This is a genomic window from Rhizobium mesosinicum (assembly GCF_019511345.1).
In the GTDB taxonomy this organism is placed as follows: Bacteria; Pseudomonadota; Alphaproteobacteria; order Rhizobiales; family Rhizobiaceae; genus Rhizobium; species Rhizobium mesosinicum.
On sequence record NZ_JAEUAK010000013.1, the window covers coordinates 1 to 24,259 of the forward strand.

A 24,259-nucleotide genomic window follows, 5' to 3' on the forward strand; every position below is an offset into this window, starting at 1 on the left:
AGCCCGACAAAAACCCATTGCCTGCCTCCATATTGTCGATGCCAGCCAGCCGTAATTCCTTGACCAGCCGATCCTGCAGCGTCCGATCCATCCGCTCGACACGACCCTTGGCCTGGCTCGAATTTGCACAAAGGATCTCGATGTTTAGCTCGCACAGCGCCCGGCCGAACTGGGTTATGCCCTGGCCGCCCTTGGCGTCCTTCTTCGCCACCCGAAACACCGAATGCTTGTCGGAATAAAAGGCAATTGGTGCGCCGTGCCGCTTGAGGTAGAGCGCCAGTGCCTCGAAGTAGGTGAATGCACTTTCGGAACGCACGAAGCGCAGCTGCATCAACCTGCCCTTCGCATCGTCGACGAACACCAGCAGCGAGCAAGGCGGTCCGCGATCCTCGAACCAGCGATGCTCCGACCCATCGATCTGCACCAGTTCACCATAAGCCTCGCGTCGCAGCCGCGGCTGATGAAACGTCCGCCGCTGCTTGCGCGACAACCACAGTCCGGCCTCCACCATCCAGCTGCGCAACGTCTCGCGCGACACACGCAATCCATCGCGCTCGAAAAGCTTCTCGGTCGCCAAGGTTGGTCCGAAATCCGCATAACGCTCGCGGACCAGTGTCATCGTGTCATCGCGTAATCGCGCACACCGTCACTGATCCGGTTGTTCGACAGCCGGCCGATCGCCTTGTGCCGGATCGACGCCGCACCGTCCGTGCCGATCCGCTCCAGCAGCCGGCGCACCTGGCGCTCGCTCAGATCAAGCACATGCGCCGCCGACACCACCGTCATCCGGCCGTCGATCACCTTCGACAAAACCTCAATCCGCTGCAGGTCACGCTCGCTCATCGCAATCAGTCCCATCCGCAATCTCCCAGGTCCTCAGAACCCGGGGAGAGTGACATTCTTACTTTGCAGAAACAGGACACTTCAACTTTGAACCCACCCCCACTACAACAAAGAATCGCATAAGATAGGTTATGGAACATCTGGGCGATTTTGTTTCTGTTGGCTCATTTACCGCGAATGCTTCCAATGCGCCCCGACCTTAAGCTTTATAAACGATAAGCCGCTGGAGGTCGAAAGCATACTTAGAGCGCTTCCGATACTGCCGCTGGATGTCCCCGCCGATATAAAGTACGGTGACATTCGTGCGGAGTTAGAAGCTGCCGGCCAGACGATCGGCCTCAACGATCTGCTCATTGCCGCGCATGCCCGTGCGCTGGACCTGACACTGGCGACGGACAATATGCGCGAGTTTCAGCGCATTCGTGGCCTCAACCTCCAGAACTGGCTTGAGAGATAGCAAAGGACATCATGGGCGCCGGTGCCCTACCCCTTTGCGAAGTTCGCCGACACCAGCGGCATCCAACTCCCTGCGTAGTTTGCTCATATGGGCGCCTAGCTCCGATCGATCGCGTCGCCCTCGGGAGGGCATCAACACTTTCGCTCCTTTCGAAAGCCCGGTTCGGGAATCCTGGTCCACTGCCTCCCGAGCGCCCCTTTACGCCAAAAAAAGCTGCGGCTGGGGTCGGAAGAAGCTTCGGCGGCCTTTTTTCCAGCCGATGAGCGCGGGCGCGATGGTCGCAACGGCGTCGGCGGCCGACGGAGCGTCGAGGACGACGACATCTGCAGCGTTGCCAATCGCGATGCCGTAGCTGCTCTCTATTCCCAGGAGGATGGCCGCTTGCGTCGTGATCATGGCGAAGATCTCGTCAAGGCCATTGGGAGTGCCGATCTGGGAGATATTGGCGTAGAGATTGGCCATGCGCATCAGGTTAACGTCGCCGAAGGGCGTGAACGGGTTCAGAACGTTGTTGGTCGAGATGGTTGTGATGACGCCGAGTGCTGCCAGGCGGTGAGCGGGTGTCACGCCGCGCGGAACGAGATGGGTGGAATTGCGGCCGGTCAGGAACAGATCGGTGGCAGGCAGGACGGTCAACGCCACGCCAGCCTCGGCGAGTGCGCGGCCGATTGGCTCCAACTCTTCCGGGCGCAAAGCCGAGAGCTTGGTCACATGGCCGACCGACACGCGCCCTTGATAGCAGCGAGCGACGGTCTCGGCGATGACATCCGGAAGATAAGAGCCTGAGGGGTCGAGATCGAAATCGAGGTGGAAATCGACGGCGACGTCATGGCGCACGGCGAGGTCGAAGATCCGGCGGATGTGTTCGGCCGGTTCGGGATCGGTATAGGGGCAGCCTCCCACCAGATCGGCCCCCGCTTTCAACGCCTGTTCCAACATCTCCTCCGTGCCGGGATCGTTCGTCAGGCCCTCTTGGGCAAAGGCGCAGATTTCGATATCGATGAGATCGCGATAATCGGCTTTCAGATGCCGGATCGCCTCAAAGGAGCGGAAGCCCGCGCGCGGATCGATCTCGACGAAGGTGCGCAGGCGGCTGGTGCCGTTGAGGATCGCCTTTTCGACCACCGCGGCGGCACGTGCATAAACGTCTTCCTCGGTGAAGGCGGCCTTGGCCCGGGAGGTCTCGCTGACAGCCTCCGCGAGTGTCCCCGTGCAGAGACTGCAACGGCCGATGATACCAGCCTTGTCTAGATGGATGTGAGTCTCGATGAGACCGCCGCAGGCGAATTTCCCCCTGGCATCATAATGCGGCGCATCGCAGACGATGCGAGGCGCGATTGCCGCGATGCGGCTGGCCTCGAAGGCAATATCGGTCGGTTCGGTCGAACCTGCCAGCCGGGCGTTGCGGACGACGAAGTCGATCGCCATGGGACCTCCTCAGACCGACAAAAGAAAATTGCGGGCGGCGCAGTTGTGATCGGCGATGAGTGCCTCGATGTCGACACCCGTAGGCATACCGTCGGTGACGCGCCATTCGCCTGCGATCATGACGCGGTCGGCCGTGGTGGCGCCGCAGAGAACCAGGGCGGCCAGCGGATCACCGGCGCCGGAGAAACGCAGTTCGTCAAGCTTGTAAAAGGCGAGATCTGCCTGGCGGCCTGGCGCGATGGTGCCGATGTCATCGCGTCCGAGCAGTTTTGCCGAGCCGGCGGTTCCCCAGCGCAGCGCGTCGAAATGGGTGACGGTCTCCGCACCGTAGGTCAGCCGGTTCAGCATCAGCGCGTGGCGCACGGCTTCCATCAAGTTGGAATTGTCGTTGGACGCCGAGCCGTCGACGCCGAGGCCGACCGGCACGCCTGCGGCTTCCATCTCGCTGGTGCGGCACATACCAGAGGCAAGCACCATGTTCGAGGTCGGGCAGTGACAGACGCCGACGCCGTGTCGGCCAAGCTCGGCGATTTCAGCATCATCGAAATGGATGCCGTGGGCAAGCCAGGTGCGCGAATTCAGCCAGTTGCAGCGGTCGAGATATTCCACCGGCGTGCAGGCAAATTTGCTGCGGCAAAATTCCGCTTCCGCGCGTGTCTCGACCAGATGGGTGTGGAGTCGGCAGTCATGGCGCTCCGCCAGTTCCGCCGTTTTTTGCATTAGGTCCAGCGTGACGTCGAAAGGCGCACATGGCGCGAGCGCCACCTGTGTCATCGCTCCCTCGGACCGGTCGTGGTAGCGCCGCAACACGCGCTCGCTATCGGCAAGGATCACGTCATCGTCCTGGACGACATTGCCGGGCGAAATGACTCCCTGCTGGTCCTTAATGTTAAGGCTGCCGCGCGTCAGCGTGATGCGCATGCCGAGGCTGGCCGCCTCCTCGGCCTCGACATCCATCGCGTCTTCGAGGCCGGCGGCATAGAGATAGTGGTGGTCGGATGTCGTGGTGCAGCCGGAAAGCAGCAGTTCCGTCAGCCCGAGACGGACGGCAAGCCGGAAGGCTTCAGGGGTTATATGCTTTGCCCAGATCGGGTAGAGCGCGCGGATCCACGGCCAGAGCGACTTGTTGATCGCGGCCGGATGAGCGCGCGTCAGGGTCTGGAACATATGGTGATGGGCGTTGACGAGACCGGGAATGACGACGTGCCGGCCGGCATCGAAGCGGGCATCGACGGGCAGCGCCGGTTGTCCTCCAGCTGCGACCAGCTCGACGATACGACCGTTTTCGATGACGATGCCACCACCTCCAGCGCCCTCGGCCATGATGGCAAGTGGCGATTGTATCCAGAGTCGGCCCTTCATCGGCGATGCTCCCATGCGCTGTACATTGACGGAAAATTCAGGCGACCAACTGGCCGCCACGGGCGATGATGACACCACGGCGGAAGACGGTCCGGTCAAGAGGACGAACGGCGACGGCCTCTGCCAACGACACGGCAGGCAGGATGACAAAATCGGCAAGTGATCCGGCTTGAAGCGGCCCGACGGGGCGGCCGAGGATTTCGGCCGGCGCGTGCGTCGCCAAACGAAAAGCCGCAGCCAAGTCCGCATCCGAACGGAAATCCTGGCGATCGCAGAGGATGCCGACGCGCTCCAGCATGTCGCCATTGCCGAAAGGCGACCAGGCATCGCGGATGTTGTCATTGGCACAGAAGAGCCGAACGCCGGCGGCAACGAGCCGCTTGACGGGCGGCATGGGCACGGGACCCGGCGCGCTGGTCATGATCGCCACACCCGATCTGGCGAGTGCCGCAGCCGTGTGGCCGAAATCGACATCTTCTAACGCGCCAAGGCAGAACGCATGGCTGACGACCACCTTGCCTTCGAGGCCGAGGGCTGCCGTGCGGTCGGCAATCTGCCGAAGCTCGAACGCGCCGAGCGCGCCGCCGTCATGCAGGTGGATATCCAGCCCGACACCGTATTTACCGGCGACGGCGAAGATCGCGTCGAGATGCCCGGTCACATCGTTATCGATGCCGGCGGGATCGAGGCCACCGACGAGGTCGGCGCCTGCGGCGATGGCCGCATCGAGCAGCGCCGCGGTGCCGGGATTGCGCAGCACACCAGATTGTGGAAAGGCGACCGTCTGGATATCGACGAGATGACCATGGCTCTGCTTCAGCGAGAGCACGGCCTCGAGGCCTTTCAAGCCGATGTCGGTATCGATATCGACGTGGCTGCGAACGGAGAGCGTGCCGTAGGCTGCGAGCCTCTCCAGCAGGGCGCCGCCGCGGGCTTGGACCGGCAGAGCCACCGTGCGCAGCAGGGATTTTTCCGCCTCGATACGCTTGGCGACCGTATCGCCCGGGATATGGGGAATGAAAGGTAAGCCAATCAGTGTCTTATCGAGGTGAACGTGACCGTCGACGAAGGGAGGGCAGAGCAGGCCGCCGGCCGCATCGAAATGCGGCACTGCGGGACCGATGCCGGCCGTTGCATTCGGGCCGATCGCAGCGATCCGATCATTATCCAGAATGAGCGAGACGATCTCACCGGCTTCGGTTCTGGCGTTTTCGATTACGAGGCTCGGCGTCATCTACCATCATCCACTATGCAATAAGCCCAAGCCTGCGCGCCGCCACGACGCGATAGAGCGGATCCTGCCAAACCTCCTCCTCCTGCAAGGCGGAGAAGACCAGGCTGACATCGTGTTCGTCATCCGAAGCAATCGCGGCGTGTTTGATCTCCTCCCACTCAGGTGCTTGTCGGGCGCGCATCTCTTCCAATGCCTCGGCGGTAGGAAGTGCTGGAAAACCGATCTTCGGTACCAGCGCGGCGATCACCTGCCAAAAAGCTCGGTAGAAAGGCTCGGCGTCTTGGAGGTGTGGGGAAACGAGGCGCAGCCAGTGCAAGCCGGTGACGGAATGGAGTGCGGAGAAATCCATGGTTGCGGCGAAGAGTGCGAGCGAGGTCGCGGCCATGCGGCGCGGCGTATCGGCCTTGAAAGCAAGGCGGTCGATAACAGGACGGAAGCCCGGAAGTGCGGCGACGGCGCGGATATTATGCCAAAGCAGATCGGTTTCAGGCTCGTAGCTCCGAATACCTTCGATATTGCCGACGTCGGCAAGGACGCGTCCTGGATCATCCGTATCGGGAGCACGGCCGGTCGCGGGCGGCAGCGGCAGATAACAGGCCGCCCAATAACCGAGCGCGGTGCCGACCTCCTCGTCGTCCTTCTTGAGGACACCGTAGGCAAGGCGCATCAGCGGATGCGTGGCGCTGCCGGCAAGGCCGTTCACCATGGCAGGGAGATAGGTGCGGATAACGGCATCAATGCCGAGCCTGCGGGTTTCGGCGATGAAGAAGGCGCGATAATCCGCCTCGCGCGCGCGATCGCCAAGCGCGTCGATCCAGGCTGTCCGGGCAATTGGAGCAACGGGGGGCGGTATAGGCGGGAGGCGATTGTTCGCGCGATAATGCTCATACCATTGCTCCAGCCGTTCCGCCGAGGCGCCGAGGCGATCGAGCGCGATCAGCACCATCGGCGCGTGGTTGGCGAGGAGATAGGGAAATTCGACGCTGTCTTCGCGTGCCCGCGAAAGGATGGCCTCCAATCCCGAAACTTGAACGGCGGCAGCCTGCCTCATGTCAAAACCTCCCTTGGTGTCGTGACGGTCTCGTCTATGCCAGGATCGAAATGTGGTTCACCATAGGCGGCCAATGATTCAAGATACCGATTGGAGTCCTCGATGAACAGCGCTTTCACCAGGGCGCCGACGATGCGCGGCACGCCGTATTTGAGGCCGGTGACGCCGTTGCTGATCGGCCCGAGACTGACCAGAGCGCCGGCATTGAACATGTGGATGCGCGACACCCAGCCGGCTTCGGACTGTCTTGGAACGAGTTCGAAACCAGGACCGAGATAGGGATGGCTGGCAAGCAGGGCGCTTTCCTCTCCCTGCGGCGGCTGAAAGCGGTGTTTCCAAAGCGCGACGGAATCGACGAGGCCGGCAAGCTCGGGCCTGAGCGCGAAATCAATCTCGTAGCCGGTGCCCAGCAGAAGATGATCGGCCCGGAAGATGCCGCTTGCGGTCGTCAGCCGGATGCTGCCGCCGTCCATCGAGAGTTCGCGGACATCGCAGCCGAGGCGCAGGGTGAAACCGGGGTGGCTGCAGGCCTTATCATATTGCTCCTGCGTCGGCGGTACCTTGAAATTGAAATAGAGATGAGCAAAGCGCCAGCGATCGAGATCCGGCAGTTCGGCGAAATGGCCGAGAAAACCGGGAAAGTTAGTCCATGCGAGAACCTCCGTGCGCGGCAGATCGGCGCTGCGCGCAAACATCGTGACTTCTCTGGCTCCGGCCTCAAGCGCCGCCACTGCCCAATCAAAGCTCGACGTTCCGCCGCCAAGGATTGAGACATCCCTGCCCTCAAGAAAATCGATCGATATCGGCTCGCTGCTATGCGTCCATGCGGATTTCGGCAGCGTCTTGACCATCGCAGGTACACGCGGGCCGCCGCAGCCATCGATACCGGTGGCCATCACCAAATGGCGACAGGTGATCGTGCGGCTGGTGCCGTCGCTTTTCGCCAGGGCGAGCGCAAGTCCGCCCTCAGCCTGATTTATCGACGAAAGGGTTGTTCCGTTTTCGACCTCGATGCCGACAGTCCTGCGAAACCAGACGAGATACGCCATCCAATCCTGCCGGCTGATCTTGTCGAGCGTTTCCCACGCATCGGCACCATGCATCGCCTCGTACCAGGAGCGCAGCGTCAGGCTCGGAATGCCGAGGTCGGGGCCTGACAGATATTTCGGTGAGCGCAGGGTCCGCATGCGGGCGCATGTCATCCAGGGGCCTTCCCTGCCCTCTTCGCTCCGATCTATCACATGAACCGACCTAATGCCGCGCCGCTTCAGGGCGAAGGCGATCGACAGGCCGGAGAGGCCGGCACCGCAGATGACGACGGAATGGAAATCGTCGCGGTCTTCATCGCCGAGTTTCGGCCAGTCGGCGCAGAACGCCTCTATGCGCGCCATCTCATCATCGGCGCGACGTTCCAGCTCTCTCAGGCGCTCGTCCGGCGTGATCTTCATGAATGTGCAGCTCGTGAGCGTTGGACAGGATAGTATAGACGCGCAGAAAACGTTCAGTTCACTGCCATTTTTTATGCAACGCGCACAAAATATGGACATTTATGCGCGAATATGTTCTAATTTGTGATTTTTAATGTTTAGCGTTTTTTGTCAAGTGCGCTTGAGTGCGATTTTGTTTGATGTATATTGCCTCTGGCCAACCAAAAAAGGGGAGCAAACATGACATCGCTCAGCAGTATTGCAGGGAAATTTGCGATCGCAGGCCTCGTCTCGGTCGCATTCGTGGGCTCCGCCATCGGCGCCGACAGGAAATACGAAGGCATCGCTCTGACGCTTGCCTCGCAAAACGACCAGTTCGCAGCTGTTCTGGCTGCCATCGCGCCGAAATTCACCGAAGAGACAGGCGCCACCGTCAAGGTCGACATTCTCGACTACGGCTCGCTTCTGACCAAGACGACGACAGATTTCGTCGGCGGCACCGGCGGCTACGACCTGGTGACGATGGATATCGTCTGGGCCGGCCAGTATGCCGAAAACAAATACACTGTCGACCTCAGCGAATGGATGAAACGCGACGCCGCCGAATTGAAGCTCGATGACATTTATCCGACGCTTCTCAACGCGCTTGGCCATTGGGGCGACAAGCAGGTTGCCTTCCCCTTTGCCGGTTACGCCAACGTGCTCGCTTATCGTAAGGATCTGTTCGATGCCGCCGGCCTGAAGGCGCCGGCGACGATGGAAGAAATGATTGCGGCAGCCTACAAGCTGACCGATCCCGGCAAGAAGATTTACGGATTCGTTGCCAACGGCCAGAAAGGCCCGGCAGTCGCCCAGGACTGGATGCAGTATAATACCGAGATGGGTGGTTCGATCCTTGGCTCAGATGGCAAGCCGGCACTCAATTCCGAAGCCAATATCAAGAGCCTGACCGTCTATAAGGACCTCTTCATGAAGGCGGCTCCTCCCGGGGCCGTTAACTATGACTGGGGCGGGCGCGAGGAAAGCTTCCGCCAGGGCATCGCCGCGACGATGCAGACATGGTCGGTCGGCGCTCCCGGCTACTACGATCCTGCAATTTCCAAGATCGTCGACAAGGTGGCGATCACGACCGCCCCGCGCGGCGCCGGCCTGCCGAAGCTTTACGGGATCGGCGGCTGGGGCATGGCGATCAACGCCAGCATCAAGGACACGCAGAAGGAAGCGGCCTGGGCCTTCATCAAATGGCTGACCAGCCCGCCGGTGCACAAGGAGTTCAACATGATGGGCGCCGGCAGCTTCCTGCGCAAGAGCGAGATGACCGATCCCGATCTGTTGAAGAAGTTCCCCTTCCTGCCCGTCATCGCCGAGACATTCGAGCATGGTGACGGCGAATATCGCCCGCGCATCCCGCAATATCCGGAAATCCAAGACTTGCTCGGCACCGCCGTCAACGACGTACTTGTCGGCAACGCCGATCCCAAGATGGCACTCGATGCCGCTCAGGAAGCGGCTGCGAAGCTCTTTTGACGACGGTTGACGCTGCACAGTTCCCTCCCCTGGGCCGCGCCTGAAGCACTCTGCCGAAAATAGAAGTGGTTTTCGGCAGAATAGTCTTCCTCTTCGATTTGGATGCAGCTTCGGATCTTGGTCAACGCGACCGAAGTCATCCGGATCCTGGGCACGCTTCCCGCTGTTTCCAGCCCATTGATCCGACGCGCCACAGGCTTCATGATCGGTTGAGCTCCGGGCTCTATCCCGATGTCGCGCATCGAACCAGGAACCTGATGGACGTAACGTGACCCTATCCCTCATTTCCGCGCTGAAGCCCTCCCCCGCCTTGAGCGTTTCTTATCTCGAGCGCAGGCGCCTGTTCTTCATCCTGATGACCTTACCGGCCATGATTTACGTGCTTGTCATCGGTGTCTGGCCGCTGGCGCAGGGCATCTGGTTCAGTCTCTACGAATACAATCTGCTGAAACCGGCGCGGACGCATTTCGTCGGGCTCGGCAATTATGTCGATCTTCTTTCCGATACCGTGACGCGCGGTGCGTTCGTCAACACCCTCATTTTCACGGTTGGTGCCGTGAGCGTCGAATTGCTGCTCGGTTTTGCCATTGCGCTGGCGCTCTGGCGCGACGACCGCTTCAACCGGATCTGCCTGGCGCTGATCCTGATTCCGGTGACGATCACGCCGCTCGTCGTCGGGCTGATCTTCCGGGCGCTGCTGCTCGCCGACTACGGCCTCATCGGCTATTATCTTGCCGAGTTCGGGATTTCCGACCCGCGCGGACTTTTCGCCAATCCGAACTCGGCGCTGGCGACCCTTATCTTCGTCGATATCTGGGAATGGACGCCGTTGGTGGCACTGATCCTGCTTGCGGGCCTGAAAGCGCTGCCGGGCGATATTCTCGAGGCTTCCGAAGCGGATGGAGCAACAGCGCTGCAGCGGCTGAGGACCATCGTCGTTCCCTTGATGCTGCCTTCGATCTTGCTGGCGTTGACGCTGCGCACCATCGATGCCTTCCGGGTTTTCGACAGCGTCTATGTGACGACTGGCGGCGGGCCGGGCAACGCGACCAACACACTGATGCTGCATGCGGTAAAGCAGGGGCTGGAATTCTTCAATATCGGCCGCGCCTCGGCGATTGCCAACCTGACGCTGATTTGCATCGCCGTGATCGCGGCAGGCTTCATTCTGTTGATCCGCAAGGCGGACAGAAAGGCAAACGGGCGATGAGCAAACGCAGTCTCAGCCGCATCGGCGAGCGCGGCTTCATTCTGGTCATGCTCGCCTTTTTCCTGCTGCCTTTCCTGTGGCTGGCCTCGACCGCCTACAAGCCCTCGCGTGACATCTTCTCGATCCCCCCGAAACTGACCTTCATGCCGACCTTCGAGCAATTTGCGACGGTCTTCCGCCTGTTCGACGTGTGGAACCTGCTATCATCGAGCCTTCTGATCGCCGGCGGTTCCGTCATCCTCTCATTGCTGCTCGGCGTGCCGGCCGGCTATGCGCTGGCCCGCTCGACGAGCCGCTATGCCGTTGCCGTTGCCTATTTCTTCATGGCGATCCGCATGGTGCCGGCTGTCGCTGCGCTGATCCCCTTCTATCTTATGATGCGCGATATCGGGCTGCTCGGCAGCTGGATCGCCGTCGTTCTCATCAATGCGATGCTGAACTCCGCCTTCGTCACCTGGATGATGTTTTCCTATTTCCGCAGCTTGCCGAAGGAACTGGAAGAGGCCGCGCTGACGGATGGATGCACGCTGTTCGGCTCCTTCCGGCGCGTGGCTCTGCCAGCGGTGCGCTCGGGCGTCGTGGCCTCCACGCTCTTCTGTCTGATGTTCTCCTGGAACGACTTCCTCTACCCGATGTTCCTGACCCGGCTGGATTCCAAACCAATCTCGGTCGCGCTGCTTTCAGCGTACGGGACGAAAGACATCACCTGGGGCACGCTCGGCGCGCTGGCGCATTTCTCGACGATCCCAATCGTACTGATCGTGCTCTTGCTCAACCGCTATTTCGTGCAGGGCTTAACGAAGGGCATTCACTAAAAAGGTGATGCACTCAGGCGCGGATCGCCGCTTCCGTCGCGGCATCAAAGACATGGATGCGGGCGGGATCGGCGGTAAGCGACAGGCGCTCGCCGATTTTCACGCTGCTGGTCCCGTCAATGACGACACGCAGGCGTGGAGCCGATAGCGGCACGTCATCCTCTTCGGCCGAAAGCGATTTCAGCCGGTCGGCAGCTTCGACCTCGACATGGACGAGAAGGCTGGCGCCGAGATCCTCAACGAAAGTGACGGTTCCGGCCAGACCGCCGGCGTCGACCGGCTGAAACGCTTCCGGGCGGATGCCAAGCACGACCGGGCGGCCGGCAGCAGCGGCGATGGCCGGCCGTTCCGCAAGCGCCTCGCCGGAAAACAGGATGGAAGCCCCGCCGAAGCGGGCTTCAGGACCGTCATCCGTCGTAAAGAGATCGACGGCCAACAGATTTATCGCCGGCGAGCCCATGAAGCTTGCGACAAAGAGATTGGCCGGCTGATCATAAAGACTGCGCGGCGCGCCAAGCTGCTGCAGCACACCACTCTTCATGACGGCGACGCGGTCGCCCATGGTCATGGCCTCGACCTGGTCATGGGTGACATAGACCGTGGTGATGCCAGATATTTTCTGCATGCGGGCGATTTCGGCACGCATCTGGCCGCGCAGGCGAGCATCGAGATTGGAAAGCGGCTCATCCATCAGGAAGGCCTGGGGGCTGCGGGCGAGCGCCCGGCCCATGGCGACGCGCTGGCGCTGGCCGCCGGAGAGTTGAGCAGGCTTGCGGGCGAGATAGTCCTCGAGTTCCAGGAGCTTCGCTGTCTCCTGCACCTTGCGGGCGATTTCGGCCTTGTCGAGGCCGCGCACGCGAAGGCCGAAGCCGATATTGTCGGCCACCGTCAGATGTGGGTAGAGCGCATAGGACTGGAAGACCATGGCGATATCGCGGTCGCGCGGGGCAAGGTCGTTGACGACGGCGCCGTTGATCGTCAGGCGGCCACCGGTAATCTCTTCGAGGCCGGCGATCATGCGCAACGCCGTCGACTTGCCGCAGCCAGAGGGGCCGACCAGGACCAGGAATTCTCCGTTGCGTATGGTCATGTTGAGGTTGCGGATCGCCGCATAACCATCGCCGTAGCTCTTGCTGACCTGGTCGAAGACGATTTCAGCCATGCTCTTTCCCTGATGAACGAAGGCCTGTTGCGGATCCTGAAGGCTCAGGTCGTATAGACGCCGCCGGTGACATTGATGCCTTGCCCGGTCATGAAGCGAGCCGAATTCGAGCAGAGGAAAACGACGACATCGGCCACATCCTCCGGCGTTTCCAGCCGGCCGAGCGGCGTCTGCGCGATATAATCCGCAACGACGCGTTCGGGCGTGACGCCGCGCAGGCTCGCCTCCCAGGCGATCTCGCGCTCCTGCATGCCCGTCTTGACGAAACCGGGACAGACGGCGTTGACGCGGATGCCCGAAGCCGCGAGCTCGCGGGCGAGCGCCTGCGTCCAGCCGAGCACGGCAAATTTGCTGGCAGAATAATGGGCCAGCAGCGGAGCGCCGATCTTTGCGGCAAGCGAGGCCGTATTGACGATGACGCCAGTGCCGGTGCGCGTGAAACGGCGGGCAGCAATCTGGTTGGTCAGGAAGATGCCGCGAATGTTGACGTCGAAATTATAGTCCCACTCCTCGTCCGTCAGTTCCAGCGCGTGCTGCATCGTGGAGACGCCGGCATTGGCGCAGAGGATATCATAACCACCCACCTTCTCGACCACCTCGGAAAAAGTCGCCTCGACGGAGGCGCGCTTACGAACGTCGATCGCATGCGCGGTCGCTCCGCTGCCGATCTCGGTCGCCGTCTTTTCGGCGGCAGCCAGATTGATGTCGCAGATTGCGACCTGGATTGCCTGGCGGGATAGGGCAGTCGCGATCGCGCGCCCTATCCCCGTCGCTCCGCCGGTGACGATCGCACGCTTGCCGGAGAGTTCTGGATAGCTCGGAGACTGCATACCGCCCTCGTGAAATGGAGACATCGTCGATCATATATCAACAAAATCGTACACGACAAGAGAAATTTGTGTTTGAATTTGTTCGAATTATTCGGTACACAAAAAGCAACAATCAGACAGGTGCAGCCGCGAACTGCGGCGGGAGGATGAGAAGCGCATCATGGACGCGGAACAGCAGATGGTCGCCGCAGCGGAGAAGCCTAAGGTTCTGGCCCATGTGCGGCATGCGCGCATCCTGGAGACGCTGGCACGCAAAGGCGCGGTCTCCGTCAGTGATATCGCCTCGCAGCTTGCCGTTTCCGAAATGACCGTGCGCCGCGACCTGATTGAACTCGAAAAAGATGGCAGGCTGGTGCGCACGCATGGCGGCGCGGTGCGCAGCGGCAAGGCTTTCGAGCCAATTGCCGGTGAAGTTGTCGATCGCGAGGAGCCGACCTTCGAATCCCGGCTGACACGCAATGCCACCGCCAAGCGGGCTATCGCGATGGCAGCAGCAGGCATTGCTGCCGGCGCGCGCACGCTGGCGCTGGACGTCGGCACCACGACCTATCTGCTCTCCGGTCTGCTGCTCAACCAGCCGCATATGAAGATATTTACCAACAGCGTGCGCAACGCCATGCAGCTCGGCACTGGCATCGGCGAGGTCTACTTGCCCGGCGGACGCATGCGCGGCGAAGAAATGGCGATCAGCAGCCAATCGGCCGTCGCGCAATTCGAGGAGCTTTGGTTCGACATTGCCTTCGTCGGCGTATCCGGGATCACGGCGCAGGGAATCTATGACTATTCCTTCGAGGACACCGATATGAAGCGGGTCTATCTGCGTCGCGCGACGCAGAAGGTGGTGCTTTGCGATTCCACCAAATTCAAGCGCATGTCGCTGGTGCATATTGCGCCACTGCAGCAATTCGACGTGCTGATCACTGATGCCATGCCGCCGGCCGAACTTGCCGATGCGCTCGCTGCTGCCGGCGTTCAGGTGCGCATCGCGCCCGAGGAGCAGCCGCTGCTTTGATCTGCCCTCTCCCGCATCCGTCCCCCGCGGATGCCCGTCCATCCGATTGCGCTTCAAGGAGTTCTCGCATGATCTTTGATTTTTTTGGCGTCAAGAAGAAGGCGGTCATCGCGATGGCGCATATCGGCGCCTTGCCCGGCTCGCCAGCCTATGACGCTGCCGGCGGGCTGAACAGGCTCGTCGACGACGTGCTTTCCGATGTCGAGAAACTGCAGGTGGGCGGTGTCGACGCCATCATGTTCGGCAACGAGAACGACCGGCCCTACGTCTTCCAGGCGCCGCCGGAGGGACTGGCGGCGATGACCTCGATCGTCGAGCGGGTGAAGCCGCATCTGACCGTGCCGTTCGGCGTGAACTATCTCTGGGATCCTTCGGCAAGCGTTGCGATCGGCGCGGTAACCGGTGCGAGCTTCGTTCGCGAGATATTCACTGGGGTGTTCGCCTCTGACATGGGTGTCTGGCAGCCCGATTGCGCCAAGGCAGCGCGGCTGCGGCACAGTCTCGGCCGCGATGACATGAAGATGCTCTTTAACATCAACGCCGAATTTGCCCATTCGTTAGACCAGCGCCCGATTGAGCTCAGGGCAAAAAGCGCCGTATTCTCGTCGCTCGCCGATGCCATACTGGTTTCAGGACCGCTGACAGGGCAGGCAGTCGATCAATCGGACCTGAGGCGCGTCTGTGAGACGGTGCGGGACGTTCCGGTCTTTGCCAATACGGGCGTCAACAAAGACAATGTGCGCGAGATACTGAGCGTTGCCAGCGGCGTCATCATCGGCACGCATTTCAAGGTGGACGGCAATACCTGGAACCCCGTCGACGGCGACCGGGTAAGGCGTTTCATGGAGATCGTCGACAAGCTGCGCTAAACGACGGGAACCTTTATGTCCATTACGCTTGGCCTCGATATCGGCACCACCTCCACCATCGGCATCTTGATCGAACTGCCAAACCGCGTGCTGGGGCTTGCCTCGCGGCCTTCGACGCTTCATTCGCCGCAGCACGGATGGGCCGAAGAAGACCCGGCGGAATGGTGGGCGAATGTCTGCGAGATTACCAGGGAACTGATCGCGACGAGTGGGATCGAGGCACGGCAAATCGCGGCTGTCGGTGTGACCGGCATGCTGCCGGCCGTTGTGCTCCTTGACGACGCCGGCGAGGTGCTGAGGCCCAGCATCCAGCAGAGCGACGGGCGTTGCGGCGAGGAGGTCGAGGAGCTCAGGGCCGAGTGGAATGAGGCGGATTTTCTCCGCAGAGCAGGAAACGGCATCAACCAGCAGTTGGTGACGGCAAAGCTGCGCTGGATCGCCCGGCATGAGCCCGAGATCTTCGAGCACATTGCAAGCGTTATGGGTTCCTATGATTTCATCAATTGGAAGCTGACCGGAACGAAGGCGATCGAGCAGAACTGGGCACTGGAAGCGGGTTTCATCGATATCAACACCGGCAGGCTCGACGACGAATTGATAGCGTTTGCCAGAGTTCGGCGGGACGCCATTCCTCAAAAGACCGTGTCGCACGAGGTGCTTGGCCATGTGACCGGTGAAGCCGCCAGGGCAACGGGGCTTTCATCCGGAACGGCTGTTATCGGTGGGGCAGCCGACATGATCGCCTCGGCCTTCGGGGCGGGGATCAACAAGGCGGGCGACGTGCTGCTGAAATTCGGCGGCGCGGTGGATATCCTGACAGCGACGGATGTCGCCCGGCCAGATCCGCGCATGTTCCTCGATTATCATCTTGTGCCGGGGCTCTATATGCCGAACGGCTGCATGTCGACCGGCGGCTCGGGACTTAACTGGTTCGTCCGCACCTTCGCCGGACGCGAGGAGATCGCGGCAAAGGCGGAGGGAATATCGGTGCACCGCTATCTCGATCGGCTGGCCGCGGAGTGCGCGGCCGGGGCGGACGGGCTGACGATCCTGCCCTACTTCCTCGGCGAGAAGACGCCGATCCACGATGCCAGCGCACGCGGCTTGATCGACGGGCTGACGCTCTCGCACCATATTGGCCATCTTTGGCGGGCGCTGCTGGAGGCCTATGCCTATGCGCTGCGTCATCACATCGACGTCCTGAACGACATCGGTCATCCGACGACGCGTTTCATCGTCTCGGACGGAGGATCGCAGAGCCATATCTGGATGCAGATCGTGTCCGATGTGCTGCAGCAACCGCTGCAGGGTCTCACCGGCCATCCCGGCTCGTGCCTCGGCGTCGCCTGGGCGGCGGCGATCGGCGCTGGGCTCACCGGGGACTGGTCCGGCGTAACAGCCTTTGTCGGCCAGGGTGAATGGATCACCCCCAACCCCGACAACGCTGCCGTTTATGATCGGGGCTATCGAAACTATCGCGCGCTTTACAGACCATAGATCCAGCGGGATTTAAACATGGCGACACCGGCAGACCGGTACTTCGGAAAACAGGCAGCCGGACGCAGCGGCATGGTGACGTCTCCGCATGCGCTGGCGAGCGAGGCAGGCGCGGCGATCCTGCGAGCTGGCGGCAATGCGCTGGAGGCTGCCATCGCCATCGGCAGCACGATTGCCGTCGTCTATCCGCATTTCTGCGGGCTCGGCGGCGATTCCGTCTGGATCGTTGCAGATCACAGTGGACGGAGGACATGTTTTCTCGGCATCGGCCAGGCGGCGCGGGAACTGCCGAATTTCGACGGCAGCATTCCGCTGCGGGGACCGCTTTCTGCACTGACTTCGGCCTGCGCCGTCGACGCCTGGCGCCACGCATACGACTATTCCACACGGCACTGGGGCGGAAAGATCGGTTTCCCTACCTTGCTTGCCGATGCGATCCGCCACGCCGAAGAGGGATTTCCGGTCACGCGCTCGCAAAGCTTCTGGCTCACATTCCGACAGGCGGAAGTGGCCGGCTGGCCGGGTTTTGCAACGCTCTTCATGCCGGATGGCGCAGCACCTGAAACCGGCAGTCTGTTTCGGCAGAGGAATTTGGCGCACTCGCTTTCGCTGATCGCCCGCGACGGACCGCGCTCCTTCTACGACGGCGAACTCGGCGCGAGGATCGCGGCAGGGCTTCAGGCGGCGGGCTCCCCATTAACCGCCGGCGATCTCATGGCGACCGGAACGCGCGAAGTAGCGCCACTCAGCCTCCCCTATCGCGGCTTCGAGCTGCTTGCTCCGCCGCCGCCGACACAAGGTCTGTCGACACTGGCGATCATGGGCATTCTCGCCCATTTCGATCTCGCCGCCAAAAAGGCCGGCAGCGCCGACCATCTGCATCTTTGCGTCGAAGCCGTCAAACGCGCCTTTCTCGACCGTGGCGGCATTGCCGATCCCGATGTCGCACCGCAGCCGGTGGGGGACTGGCTGAGCACGCAACATCTCGCGCAGGCGGCAGCTTCGATCGATCCCGTAAGAGCCCTCGAATGGCCGGCTCCCTTTCGTAGCGGCGATACCGTGTTCTTCGCCGCAACCGACGCAGCGGGGGGCAGCGTCAGCGTCTTGCAGAGCACTTATTTCGATTGGGGCAGCGGCGTGGTCGTCGGCGATACCGGAATTCTCTGGCAGAACCGCGGTGCGGCTTTCTCGGCCGATCCCAAACATGTCAATGGCATCGCTCCCGGTAAACGTCCATTCTACACCTTGAACCCTGGCCTCGGCTTGCGAAACGGCAAACCCGCCCTGCTCTACGGCACGCAGGGTGCCGATGGGCAGCCACAGACACTGGCGATGCTGCTGACGCGGCTGATCGATTTCGAGGAGGAGCCGGCTGTGGCGCTGGCCGGTCCGCGCTTTCTTCTCGGCAGGACCTTTTCCGACAGCCGCGACAGCCTCAAGCTGGAAAGCGATGCCGGTGAAGCGGTGTTTGCCGAATTGATGGCACGAGGCCACGCGCTGTCTCCGATCGAGGCGCAGAGCCCGCTTGCAGGACAGGCAGGCGTGATTGCCATCGATGCGGAAGGCGTGGCACTTGGCGCCCATGATCCACGTGGCGACGGATTTGCGATTGGGATCTCTTCCGACGGCAGGAGTTAAGTGGCCACGCGTCCGCAAGACGCCTTCAAAGCGCCGAGGCGGGCAAATCCAACACTTTGACCGGACATGTTGGTAAGCGCCGGACGATCTGCAAGCCAGAGACTTGGCCTTGTCACGGGTCGCGAGCCGCACATTGACGCCGGGCAGCGAGCCGCTACCTTCCGTCAAGTTCGTGCGGTGAGAGGACCAGCCTTCATGAATATCGACGGGCAATGTCATTGCGGCTTCGTTACCTATGAGGCCGACATCGACCCCGACGCGATCTCCATCTGCCATTGCACGGATTGCCAGCGGCTGACCGGCTCACCCTATCGCGTCACCGCAAGTGTGCCGCGCGAGGCCGTGCGCCTGACAGGCAATCCACCGAAACTCTATACCAAGACCGCCGATAACGGCCGCAAGCGCCTGCAGTACTTTTGCCCGGAATGTGGCTCGCCGCTTTTCACCACGGGCGTCGACGAGGACGCCCTTAGCTGGGGCATCCGCTGGGGCAGCATCAACCAGCGTGTCGCGCTGAAGCCGAAGAGCCAGATCTGGTGCAGTTCCGCACTCGACTGGTTCGGCGAAACGGCGGCACTTCCAGGCGTGCCGCGGGATTGAGAACGGCGGGTTGTTTCAGATCTTTAAGAAAGCGGATCAGCGGCATCGAGCTCATCGCCGACTGCTGGCACGGCTTCGTGGCACATGCACGACACCTAAAACATGAATCCCCGGGAGGCATCTCCCATCGATCATGAGCGTGATTGTTCACCATTCCCTGAAAAGTCAAAGCCGGTCGGCGCACCATCGGATGATCTGGCAAGCAATTTCAGATAATAGCAGCGGCATCGATAGTTGAATTGCCTGGGAGTACCGTCGTGAAATCTCGATTGCCGCTCAAACTTTTACTGTCGGCATTTGCTCTGCTCGTCAGTTCGATGCTTGTTTCCGCTGCCGGTTGGCAAACCGATACGCAAGGCACGTCCACTTGGCATGTCTCGCCGCCGATCGGCCAATGCAACGTCAGCCGGGCAAAGAACAGAGCAATACGCGCCGGTATTTACCGAAGCGAGATCGTCTATCGCGACGACAACGTTCTGATCTTCAGGGGACTGACGCTTGACGGAGATCGCAAGGAGATCACGTTCGGAAACGAAGAAAGCTGCCCGGAATTGGAGTCGAGAGATATTCCGTAGATCGTCAGACCGCCAGTTGGGCACGGCCCTAGCTTCGTAACCAGGCGGCAATCACTGTTTCCAGCGGTGCAGGCGCCAAAGAAATCACCCCGTTGGCACGAATGACGGCACCATGCTCAGTCGTGGAAGCGCGTCAGTTTTATGCACCCTGCTTACACAAAGCCACGATCAGCCCATAAATTAGGCATGAGTATGCACTTTTCATCTAAAACGAAGCTCGGCGTCTGCCGATCTTTGAAAATCAAGCACATTCATAATCTGGCACAGCGCTTGCTTCGATAAAAGCAGAGTTGGTGGCTAGGGTTCCGGCGTTTGTAAAAAGCGCGACTGGTCCGAGAGCTACTACCGACGGGGGAGAAATCCTGTCGGGTGCACGGCGGGACAAAAGCCCGGGAGACCTCGTAAGCCAAGGGATTGGCGGCACGATGGTCATTGCCGATCCCTTTTGAAGAAAAGCAAAAGGGGAATTTCAATGCAGACTTTTTCGAGAATCCTTTCCATAACTGCGCTTTCCGCTTCGCTGGCGCTCGGATCTGGCTCTATCGGCAGGGCCGAGCAGAAGACCGAATTCAAGGTTGCCTGGTCCATCTATGTCGGCTGGATGCCATGGGGCTATGCGGCTGACCACGGCATCGTTAAGAAATGGGCCGACAAATACGGCATCAAGATCGATGTCACGCAGTTCAACGACTACGTGGAGTCGATGAACCAGTACACGGCCGGCGCCTTCGACGCGGTGACGCTGACCAACATGGATGGACTGTCGATCCCGGCTGCCGGCGGTGTCGATACGACCGCCGTCATCGTCGGCGACTTCTCGAACGGCAATGATGCCGTTATCCTTAAAGACAAGGCGGGTCTTGCCGATATCAAAGGCCAGAACGTCAATCTCGTCGAATTCTCCGTCTCGCACTATCTGCTCGCCCGCGCGCTCGAAAGCATCAAGCTAACCGAGCGTGACGTGAAGGTGGTCAACACGTCGGATGCTGATATGGTTGCGGCCTACAAGACGCCCGATGTCACCGCCGTCGTCACCTGGAACCCTTTGGTCTCCACCATTCTCGAAGATCCCACCGCCAAAAAGGTTTTCGACAGTTCGCAGGTGCCGGGCGAAATCATCGACCTGATGGTCGCCAATAGCGGCGTGCTGAAGGACAATCCGAATTTCGGCAAGGCGCTGGCCGGCATCTGGTACGAGACGGCAGCCCTGTTGCGTGCTGATACCGCCGAAGGCAAAGCTGCCCGCGAGGCCATGGGTTCGGCTTCGGGCACCGATCTCGCAGGCTTCGAAGCCCAGCTTGCCGCCACCAAGCTGTTCGACAAGCCAGCCGATGCAGTTGCCTTCACTGCCTCGCCCGGCCTGCCGAAGACCATGGATCTGGTGCGCAACTTCCTGTTTGAGAAGGGATTGCTCGGCAATGGCGCGCCCTCCGCTGACGTCATCGGCATCGAAATGCCTGATGGCAAGGTGTTGGGTGATACCGGCAATGTGAAGCTGCGCTTCACCGAGACCTACATGAAGGCAGCCGCCGACGGTTCGCTCTGATCGCAATGGCGGCGCGGCTTAGCCGCGCCCCGTCCTTTCACCAGCGGAGCATTTCCCATGCGTTGGATCAACACGAGGCCGAGCCGAGGCGCGCAGTTTGCCTTGATGCTGCTGCCCTTCGTGCTGCTCGCCCTTGCCTATGCCTTCGGCTCGGCTGCGCGACTGGCTGAGAACGCCAATGACAAGCTTCTGCCGAGCCTTGCCGGCTTTGCCGATGCGATCAACCGTCTGGCCTTCGTCGCCGACCAGCGGACCGGCGAATTTCTGCTCTGGTCGGATACGGGGGCAAGCCTGATCCGCCTGCTCTCCGGCCTCGGCATCTCGACTGCGATCGCGCTCGCAGTTGGCATGCTGATCGGCATGCTGCCCTATCTGAGGGCGCTGCTTGCCCCGTTTGTTGCCGCGATCTCCATGGTTCCGCCGCTTGCGCTTTTGCCGATTCTGTTCATCGTCATGGGGCTCGGAGAGACGTCGAAGATCGCCCTCATCGTCATCGGTGTCGCGCCGACGATGATCCGCGACCTGGCACTGAAGGCACTGGAACTGCCGCGCGAGCAGATCGTCAAGGCCGAAACGCTTGGCGGCTCCTCCTGGCAGATCGGCCTGCGCGTCGTGCTGCCGCAGGTCCTGCCGCGGCTGATCACCTGCCTGAGACTCCAGCTCGGCCCGGCCTGGCTGTTCCTTATTGCGGCCGAAGCGATCTCCTCGGATTCCGGTCTCGGCTACCGCATCTTCCTCGTCCGCCGCTATCTCTCGATGGATATCATCTTCCCCTACGTCGTCTGGATCACGCTGCTTGCCGTGGTCATGAATGCACTGCTCGATCGCCTGCGCATCGCCGTCTTCCCCTGGTCGGAACTGGAGAAGCAGGCATGAGCGAATTGAAGATCGAAAAGGTCTGGAAGGAATATGGCGACCAGATCGTGTTGGAGGACGTGTCGCTGACCGTCGCCTCCCGCGCCTTCGTCGCCCTCGTCGGCCCGTCGGGCTGCGGCAAGACCACCTTCCTGCGCATGCTGCTCGGCCAGGAGCAACCGACGAAAGGCAAAATCCTGCTCGACGGCGAGCCGCTACCGCCGGAACCGGGATCGGATCGCGGCGTCGTCTTCCAGCGCTATTCCGTCTTTCCGCATCTGACAGTGCTCGGCAACGTGCTTCTCGGCAAGGAATTGTCCGCCGCGCGCTACAAGGCAAAGCTCTTCGGCGCAGCTCGCCGCGACGCCATCGACGAAGCGCGCCGACTAATTTCAGAGGTCGGGCTTGCAGGTTCGGAGAGCAAATATCCAGCACAGCTTTCCGGCGGCATGCAGCAGCGCCTGGCACTCGCCCAAGCACTCATCATGAAGCCAAAAGTGCTGCTGCTCGACGAGCCTTTCGGCGCACTCGACCCCGGCATCCGCGCAGAGATCCACACGTTGACGAAGCGGCTCTGGCACGAAACGCAGATGACCGTCGTCATGGTCACGCATGACATGCGCGAGGCCTTCACACTGGCGAGCCGCGTCGTCGCCTTTGAACGCCGTCGCGACCGTCCGGAAGAGAAGGAGCGCTACGGCGCCACCATTACCAAGGATATTTCCATCTGGCCTCCGCGCCTCGCCGGCCAGTCATCGATTTTCAGCCCCGACCGGGACGGCCCGGTCGCTTCCCTGGGGCATGGCCGGGACGACCTGGCACCGTCAGGAGAGATGCTATGATGCATGTGAGACGCTCACCGGAAGAGATCGCCGCCAATCGCGCGCGCTACGAGGAGCATCAGAAGAAGGGCCTGGAATTCGCGCCTAAGGCGCTGCCCGGGGCAAGTCAGCTGCCGGCGCCGGCGATCGACGCCGCCGCGATCATCCATCAGGAAACCATTCCCGGCGGCTGGTACTGGTCAACCAAACTTCAGCGCGGCGAGGCGATCCGGGTCGATCAGGCCGAGGGCAATTCCACGGTGGCGCTCGTCGCCTGGAATGCCGATGATACGAGCGAGCGGATCAATCTCGTCGACACCGCCAAGGTTCAGTGGACGACGGCCCTCGGCAGGGGACGCTTGATTTTCTCCGACATGGGCCGCGTCATGTTCTCGATAACAGAGGATAGTTCCGGCGCCCATGACTGCCTGATGGGAGGCTCGACGGCAGCCTCGAACGCGGCGAAATATCCCGGCGAAAAGACCCGTAACACCCGCGACAACCTCGTCCTCGTTGCCGTCAAGCTCGGCCTCGACCGTCGCGATATTCCGGGCATCCTCAATCTCTTCGCGCCGGTGCGCCTTGCCGAGGCCGGGAACTTTGGCTGGCAGGGAAAACGTTCCAACAGCGGCGATTATGTGGAACTGCGCGCCGAGATGGACATGCTGGTCGGCTTCTCCAATTGTCCGCATCCGCTCGATCCCGATCCTGCCTACCAGCCGAAGCCCATTGTCATCACCCGCTACAAGGCAGCAATGCCGGCTACGGATGATCTTTGCCGCACAGCAACCGCCGAAGCCGTGCGCGGCTTCGAAAACAACGCCCTGATGCAGGCCTGAGGAGAAACCGATGTCCGATTTCATTCAGACCTCCCCTGCCCGCAGCCTGCACAATGCCGCTCAGGATCATTTCATCGCTGCGGAAGCCCCATGGTCCGGCATCGTGCGCAAGGGCCAGACGATCCGCATCGAGGACAGTTTCGGCCAGCAGGCGATCGACACGCTCTTCTACCGCGCCGATGATTTCTCCGAGCGCTATTCCAATCAGGATACGATGCGCATGCAGGGCGCCGCCTATATCGGCGTCGGCACGAAGATCATGTCGAACGAAAGCAATGTCATGCTGACCATGACGGCTGACAGCTGCGGCCGTCATGACACATCCGCCGGCGCCTGCTCCTGCGAGAGCAATACGGTGCGCTTCGGCCACGGTACGAAATACCTGCATGCCTGCCGCGACAATTTCGTGCTCGAAGTCAGCAAGCACGGCATGAGCAAGCGCGATATCGTCCCGAATATCAATTTCTTCATGAATGTGCCGATCAAGCCGAATGGCGAGATGACGATCGTCGACGGCATTTCCGCACCCGGAGACTATGTGGAACTTCTCGCCGAGATGGACGTGCTCTGCGTCATCTCCAACTGCCCGCAGATCAACAACCCCTGCAACGGCTTCGACCCGACGCCGATCCGCGTGCTGATCTGGGATGGCGAGGACTGA

At 61.2% G+C, this 24,259-nt stretch carries 21 protein-coding genes, 2 pseudogenes and 1 riboswitch; of the genes and pseudogenes, 15 read left to right on the plus strand and 8 right to left on the minus strand.

Annotated elements, in window-relative coordinates; translation table 11 throughout:
- A pseudogene (locus JNB85_RS25920) lies at positions 1 to 858 on the minus strand (ISNCY family transposase); the annotation flags it as partial.
- A gap of 211 nt (positions 859 to 1,069) precedes the next feature.
- On the opposite strand from JNB85_RS25920, the pseudogene JNB85_RS25925 reads away from it, so the two are divergent.
- A pseudogene (locus JNB85_RS25925) lies at positions 1,070 to 1,300 on the plus strand (PIN domain-containing protein); the annotation flags it as partial.
- 198 nt (positions 1,301 to 1,498) lie between these two features.
- Here JNB85_RS25925 and JNB85_RS25930 read toward each other — a convergent pair.
- Genes JNB85_RS25930 through JNB85_RS25950 form a run of 5 tightly spaced genes read right to left on the minus strand, consistent with a single transcriptional unit; the run spans position 1,499 to position 7,823 of the window.
- Positions 1,499 to 2,728, minus strand: a complete 1,230-nt coding sequence (locus JNB85_RS25930; RefSeq protein WP_220337300.1) for an amidohydrolase family protein — start codon at positions 2,726 to 2,728, stop codon at positions 1,499 to 1,501.
- A 9-nt stretch (positions 2,729 to 2,737) separates the two neighbouring features.
- Entirely contained in the window at positions 2,738 to 4,090 is a 1,353-nt protein-coding gene (locus tag JNB85_RS25935; RefSeq protein WP_220337301.1) for an 8-oxoguanine deaminase, read from the minus strand.
- 37 nt (positions 4,091 to 4,127) lie between these two features.
- The gene (locus JNB85_RS25940; protein WP_220337302.1) at positions 4,128 to 5,324 is read right to left on the minus strand and encodes an amidohydrolase; all 1,197 of its coding nucleotides are present in this window, start codon (positions 5,322 to 5,324) and stop codon (positions 4,128 to 4,130) included.
- Between the two features lie 13 nt (positions 5,325 to 5,337).
- The gene (locus JNB85_RS25945; RefSeq protein WP_220337303.1) at positions 5,338 to 6,375 is read right to left on the minus strand and encodes a questin oxidase family protein; all 1,038 of its coding nucleotides are present in this window, start codon (positions 6,373 to 6,375) and stop codon (positions 5,338 to 5,340) included.
- Positions 6,372 to 7,823, minus strand: a complete 1,452-nt coding sequence (locus JNB85_RS25950; RefSeq protein ID WP_220337304.1) for an NAD(P)-binding domain-containing protein — start codon at positions 7,821 to 7,823, stop codon at positions 6,372 to 6,374. Before JNB85_RS25950 ends, JNB85_RS25945 begins: the two co-directional genes overlap by 4 nt.
- A 219-nt stretch (positions 7,824 to 8,042) precedes the next feature.
- Between JNB85_RS25950 and JNB85_RS25955 the strand changes: the two genes are divergently transcribed.
- The 3 genes from JNB85_RS25955 to JNB85_RS25965 all read left to right on the plus strand — a co-directional run bounded on the left by JNB85_RS25955 (position 8,043) and on the right by JNB85_RS25965 (position 11,354).
- Positions 8,043 to 9,329, plus strand: a complete 1,287-nt coding sequence (locus JNB85_RS25955) for an ABC transporter substrate-binding protein (RefSeq protein WP_220337305.1) — start codon at positions 8,043 to 8,045, stop codon at positions 9,327 to 9,329.
- 268 nt (positions 9,330 to 9,597) lie between these two features.
- A complete protein-coding gene (locus JNB85_RS25960) occupies positions 9,598 to 10,539 on the plus strand; it encodes a carbohydrate ABC transporter permease (protein ID WP_338050357.1) in 942 nt (313 codons plus the stop codon).
- Positions 10,536 to 11,354, plus strand: coding sequence for a carbohydrate ABC transporter permease (locus JNB85_RS25965; RefSeq protein ID WP_220337306.1), 819 nt, complete (start codon positions 10,536 to 10,538; stop codon positions 11,352 to 11,354). Before JNB85_RS25960 ends, JNB85_RS25965 begins: the two co-directional genes overlap by 4 nt.
- Positions 11,355 to 11,367: 13 nt before the next feature.
- On the opposite strand, the gene JNB85_RS25970 is transcribed toward JNB85_RS25965, so the two are convergent.
- Complete coding sequence (locus JNB85_RS25970) at positions 11,368 to 12,516, minus strand: ABC transporter ATP-binding protein (RefSeq protein ID WP_220337307.1); 1,149 nt, start codon at positions 12,514 to 12,516, stop codon at positions 11,368 to 11,370.
- A 44-nt stretch (positions 12,517 to 12,560) separates the two neighbouring features.
- On the minus strand, positions 12,561 to 13,346 hold the full coding sequence (locus tag JNB85_RS25975; protein WP_220337308.1) for an SDR family NAD(P)-dependent oxidoreductase: 786 nt from the start codon (positions 13,344 to 13,346) through the stop codon (positions 12,561 to 12,563).
- Between the two features lie 160 nt (positions 13,347 to 13,506).
- Between JNB85_RS25975 and JNB85_RS25980 the strand changes: the two genes are divergently transcribed.
- From JNB85_RS25980 to JNB85_RS26030, 11 genes are all read left to right on the plus strand, one after another.
- Complete coding sequence (locus JNB85_RS25980; protein ID WP_220337309.1) at positions 13,507 to 14,358, plus strand: DeoR/GlpR family DNA-binding transcription regulator; 852 nt, start codon at positions 13,507 to 13,509, stop codon at positions 14,356 to 14,358.
- A gap of 68 nt (positions 14,359 to 14,426) precedes the next feature.
- Complete coding sequence (locus tag JNB85_RS25985; protein WP_220337310.1) at positions 14,427 to 15,227, plus strand: BtpA family protein; 801 nt, start codon at positions 14,427 to 14,429, stop codon at positions 15,225 to 15,227.
- 15 nt (positions 15,228 to 15,242) lie between these two features.
- Positions 15,243 to 16,724, plus strand: a complete 1,482-nt coding sequence (locus tag JNB85_RS25990; protein ID WP_220337311.1) for an FGGY-family carbohydrate kinase — start codon at positions 15,243 to 15,245, stop codon at positions 16,722 to 16,724.
- 72 nt (positions 16,725 to 16,796) lie between these two features.
- Entirely contained in the window at positions 16,797 to 18,362 is a 1,566-nt protein-coding gene (locus JNB85_RS25995; RefSeq protein WP_220337422.1) for a gamma-glutamyltransferase family protein, read from the plus strand.
- A 195-nt stretch (positions 18,363 to 18,557) separates the two neighbouring features.
- A complete protein-coding gene (locus JNB85_RS26000; RefSeq protein WP_220337312.1) occupies positions 18,558 to 18,962 on the plus strand; it encodes a GFA family protein in 405 nt (134 codons plus the stop codon).
- 257 nt (positions 18,963 to 19,219) lie between these two features.
- Positions 19,220 to 19,537 (plus strand): hypothetical protein, encoded by a 318-nt coding sequence (locus JNB85_RS26005; protein ID WP_220337313.1) that lies wholly within the window; start codon positions 19,220 to 19,222, stop codon positions 19,535 to 19,537.
- Between the two features lie 286 nt (positions 19,538 to 19,823).
- Positions 19,824 to 19,935: riboswitch (guanidine-I (ykkC/yxkD leader) on the plus strand.
- Between the two features lie 74 nt (positions 19,936 to 20,009).
- Positions 20,010 to 21,083 (plus strand): putative urea ABC transporter substrate-binding protein, encoded by a 1,074-nt coding sequence (locus JNB85_RS26010; protein ID WP_220337314.1) that lies wholly within the window; start codon positions 20,010 to 20,012, stop codon positions 21,081 to 21,083.
- Positions 21,084 to 21,140: 57 nt separating this feature from the next.
- The gene (locus JNB85_RS26015) at positions 21,141 to 21,959 is read left to right on the plus strand and encodes an ABC transporter permease (RefSeq protein ID WP_220337315.1); all 819 of its coding nucleotides are present in this window, start codon (positions 21,141 to 21,143) and stop codon (positions 21,957 to 21,959) included.
- Entirely contained in the window at positions 21,956 to 22,780 is an 825-nt protein-coding gene (locus JNB85_RS26020) for an ABC transporter ATP-binding protein (protein ID WP_220337316.1), read from the plus strand. Before JNB85_RS26015 ends, JNB85_RS26020 begins: the two co-directional genes overlap by 4 nt.
- Complete coding sequence (locus tag JNB85_RS26025; RefSeq protein WP_220337317.1) at positions 22,777 to 23,598, plus strand: urea amidolyase associated protein UAAP1; 822 nt, start codon at positions 22,777 to 22,779, stop codon at positions 23,596 to 23,598. Before JNB85_RS26020 ends, JNB85_RS26025 begins: the two co-directional genes overlap by 4 nt.
- Before the next feature lie 10 nt (positions 23,599 to 23,608).
- The gene (locus tag JNB85_RS26030) at positions 23,609 to 24,259 is read left to right on the plus strand and encodes an urea amidolyase associated protein UAAP2 (protein WP_220337318.1); all 651 of its coding nucleotides are present in this window, start codon (positions 23,609 to 23,611) and stop codon (positions 24,257 to 24,259) included.

What these genes read in the sequence shown, in the direction of transcription:
- JNB85_RS25930 (WP_220337300.1), bottom strand. Translation starts at nt 2,728, where the DNA reads ATGGCGATCGACTTCGTCGTCCGCAACGCCCGGCTGGCAGGTTCGACC.
- JNB85_RS25935 (WP_220337301.1), bottom strand. Translation starts at nt 4,090, where the DNA reads ATGAAGGGCCGACTCTGGATACAATCGCCACTTGCCATCATGGCCGAG.
- JNB85_RS25940 (WP_220337302.1), bottom strand. Translation starts at nt 5,324, where the DNA reads ATGACGCCGAGCCTCGTAATCGAAAACGCCAGAACCGAAGCCGGTGAG.
- JNB85_RS25945 (WP_220337303.1), bottom strand. Translation starts at nt 6,375, where the DNA reads ATGAGGCAGGCTGCCGCCGTTCAAGTTTCGGGATTGGAGGCCATCCTT.
- JNB85_RS25950 (WP_220337304.1), bottom strand. Translation starts at nt 7,823, where the DNA reads ATGAAGATCACGCCGGACGAGCGCCTGAGAGAGCTGGAACGTCGCGCC.
- JNB85_RS25955 (WP_220337305.1), top strand. Translation starts at nt 8,043, where the DNA reads ATGACATCGCTCAGCAGTATTGCAGGGAAATTTGCGATCGCAGGCCTC.
- JNB85_RS25965 (WP_220337306.1), top strand. Translation starts at nt 10,536, where the DNA reads ATGAGCAAACGCAGTCTCAGCCGCATCGGCGAGCGCGGCTTCATTCTG.
- JNB85_RS25970 (WP_220337307.1), bottom strand. Translation starts at nt 12,516, where the DNA reads ATGGCTGAAATCGTCTTCGACCAGGTCAGCAAGAGCTACGGCGATGGT.
- JNB85_RS25975 (WP_220337308.1), bottom strand. Translation starts at nt 13,346, where the DNA reads ATGCAGTCTCCGAGCTATCCAGAACTCTCCGGCAAGCGTGCGATCGTC.
- JNB85_RS25980 (WP_220337309.1), top strand. Translation starts at nt 13,507, where the DNA reads ATGGACGCGGAACAGCAGATGGTCGCCGCAGCGGAGAAGCCTAAGGTT.
- JNB85_RS25985 (WP_220337310.1), top strand. Translation starts at nt 14,427, where the DNA reads ATGATCTTTGATTTTTTTGGCGTCAAGAAGAAGGCGGTCATCGCGATG.
- JNB85_RS25990 (WP_220337311.1), top strand. Translation starts at nt 15,243, where the DNA reads ATGTCCATTACGCTTGGCCTCGATATCGGCACCACCTCCACCATCGGC.
- JNB85_RS25995 (WP_220337422.1), top strand. Translation starts at nt 16,797, where the DNA reads ATGGTGACGTCTCCGCATGCGCTGGCGAGCGAGGCAGGCGCGGCGATC.
- JNB85_RS26000 (WP_220337312.1), top strand. Translation starts at nt 18,558, where the DNA reads ATGAATATCGACGGGCAATGTCATTGCGGCTTCGTTACCTATGAGGCC.
- JNB85_RS26010 (WP_220337314.1), top strand. Translation starts at nt 20,010, where the DNA reads ATGCAGACTTTTTCGAGAATCCTTTCCATAACTGCGCTTTCCGCTTCG.
- JNB85_RS26015 (WP_220337315.1), top strand. Translation starts at nt 21,141, where the DNA reads ATGCGTTGGATCAACACGAGGCCGAGCCGAGGCGCGCAGTTTGCCTTG.
- JNB85_RS26020 (WP_220337316.1), top strand. Translation starts at nt 21,956, where the DNA reads ATGAGCGAATTGAAGATCGAAAAGGTCTGGAAGGAATATGGCGACCAG.
- JNB85_RS26025 (WP_220337317.1), top strand. Translation starts at nt 22,777, where the DNA reads ATGATGCATGTGAGACGCTCACCGGAAGAGATCGCCGCCAATCGCGCG.
- JNB85_RS26030 (WP_220337318.1), top strand. Translation starts at nt 23,609, where the DNA reads ATGTCCGATTTCATTCAGACCTCCCCTGCCCGCAGCCTGCACAATGCC.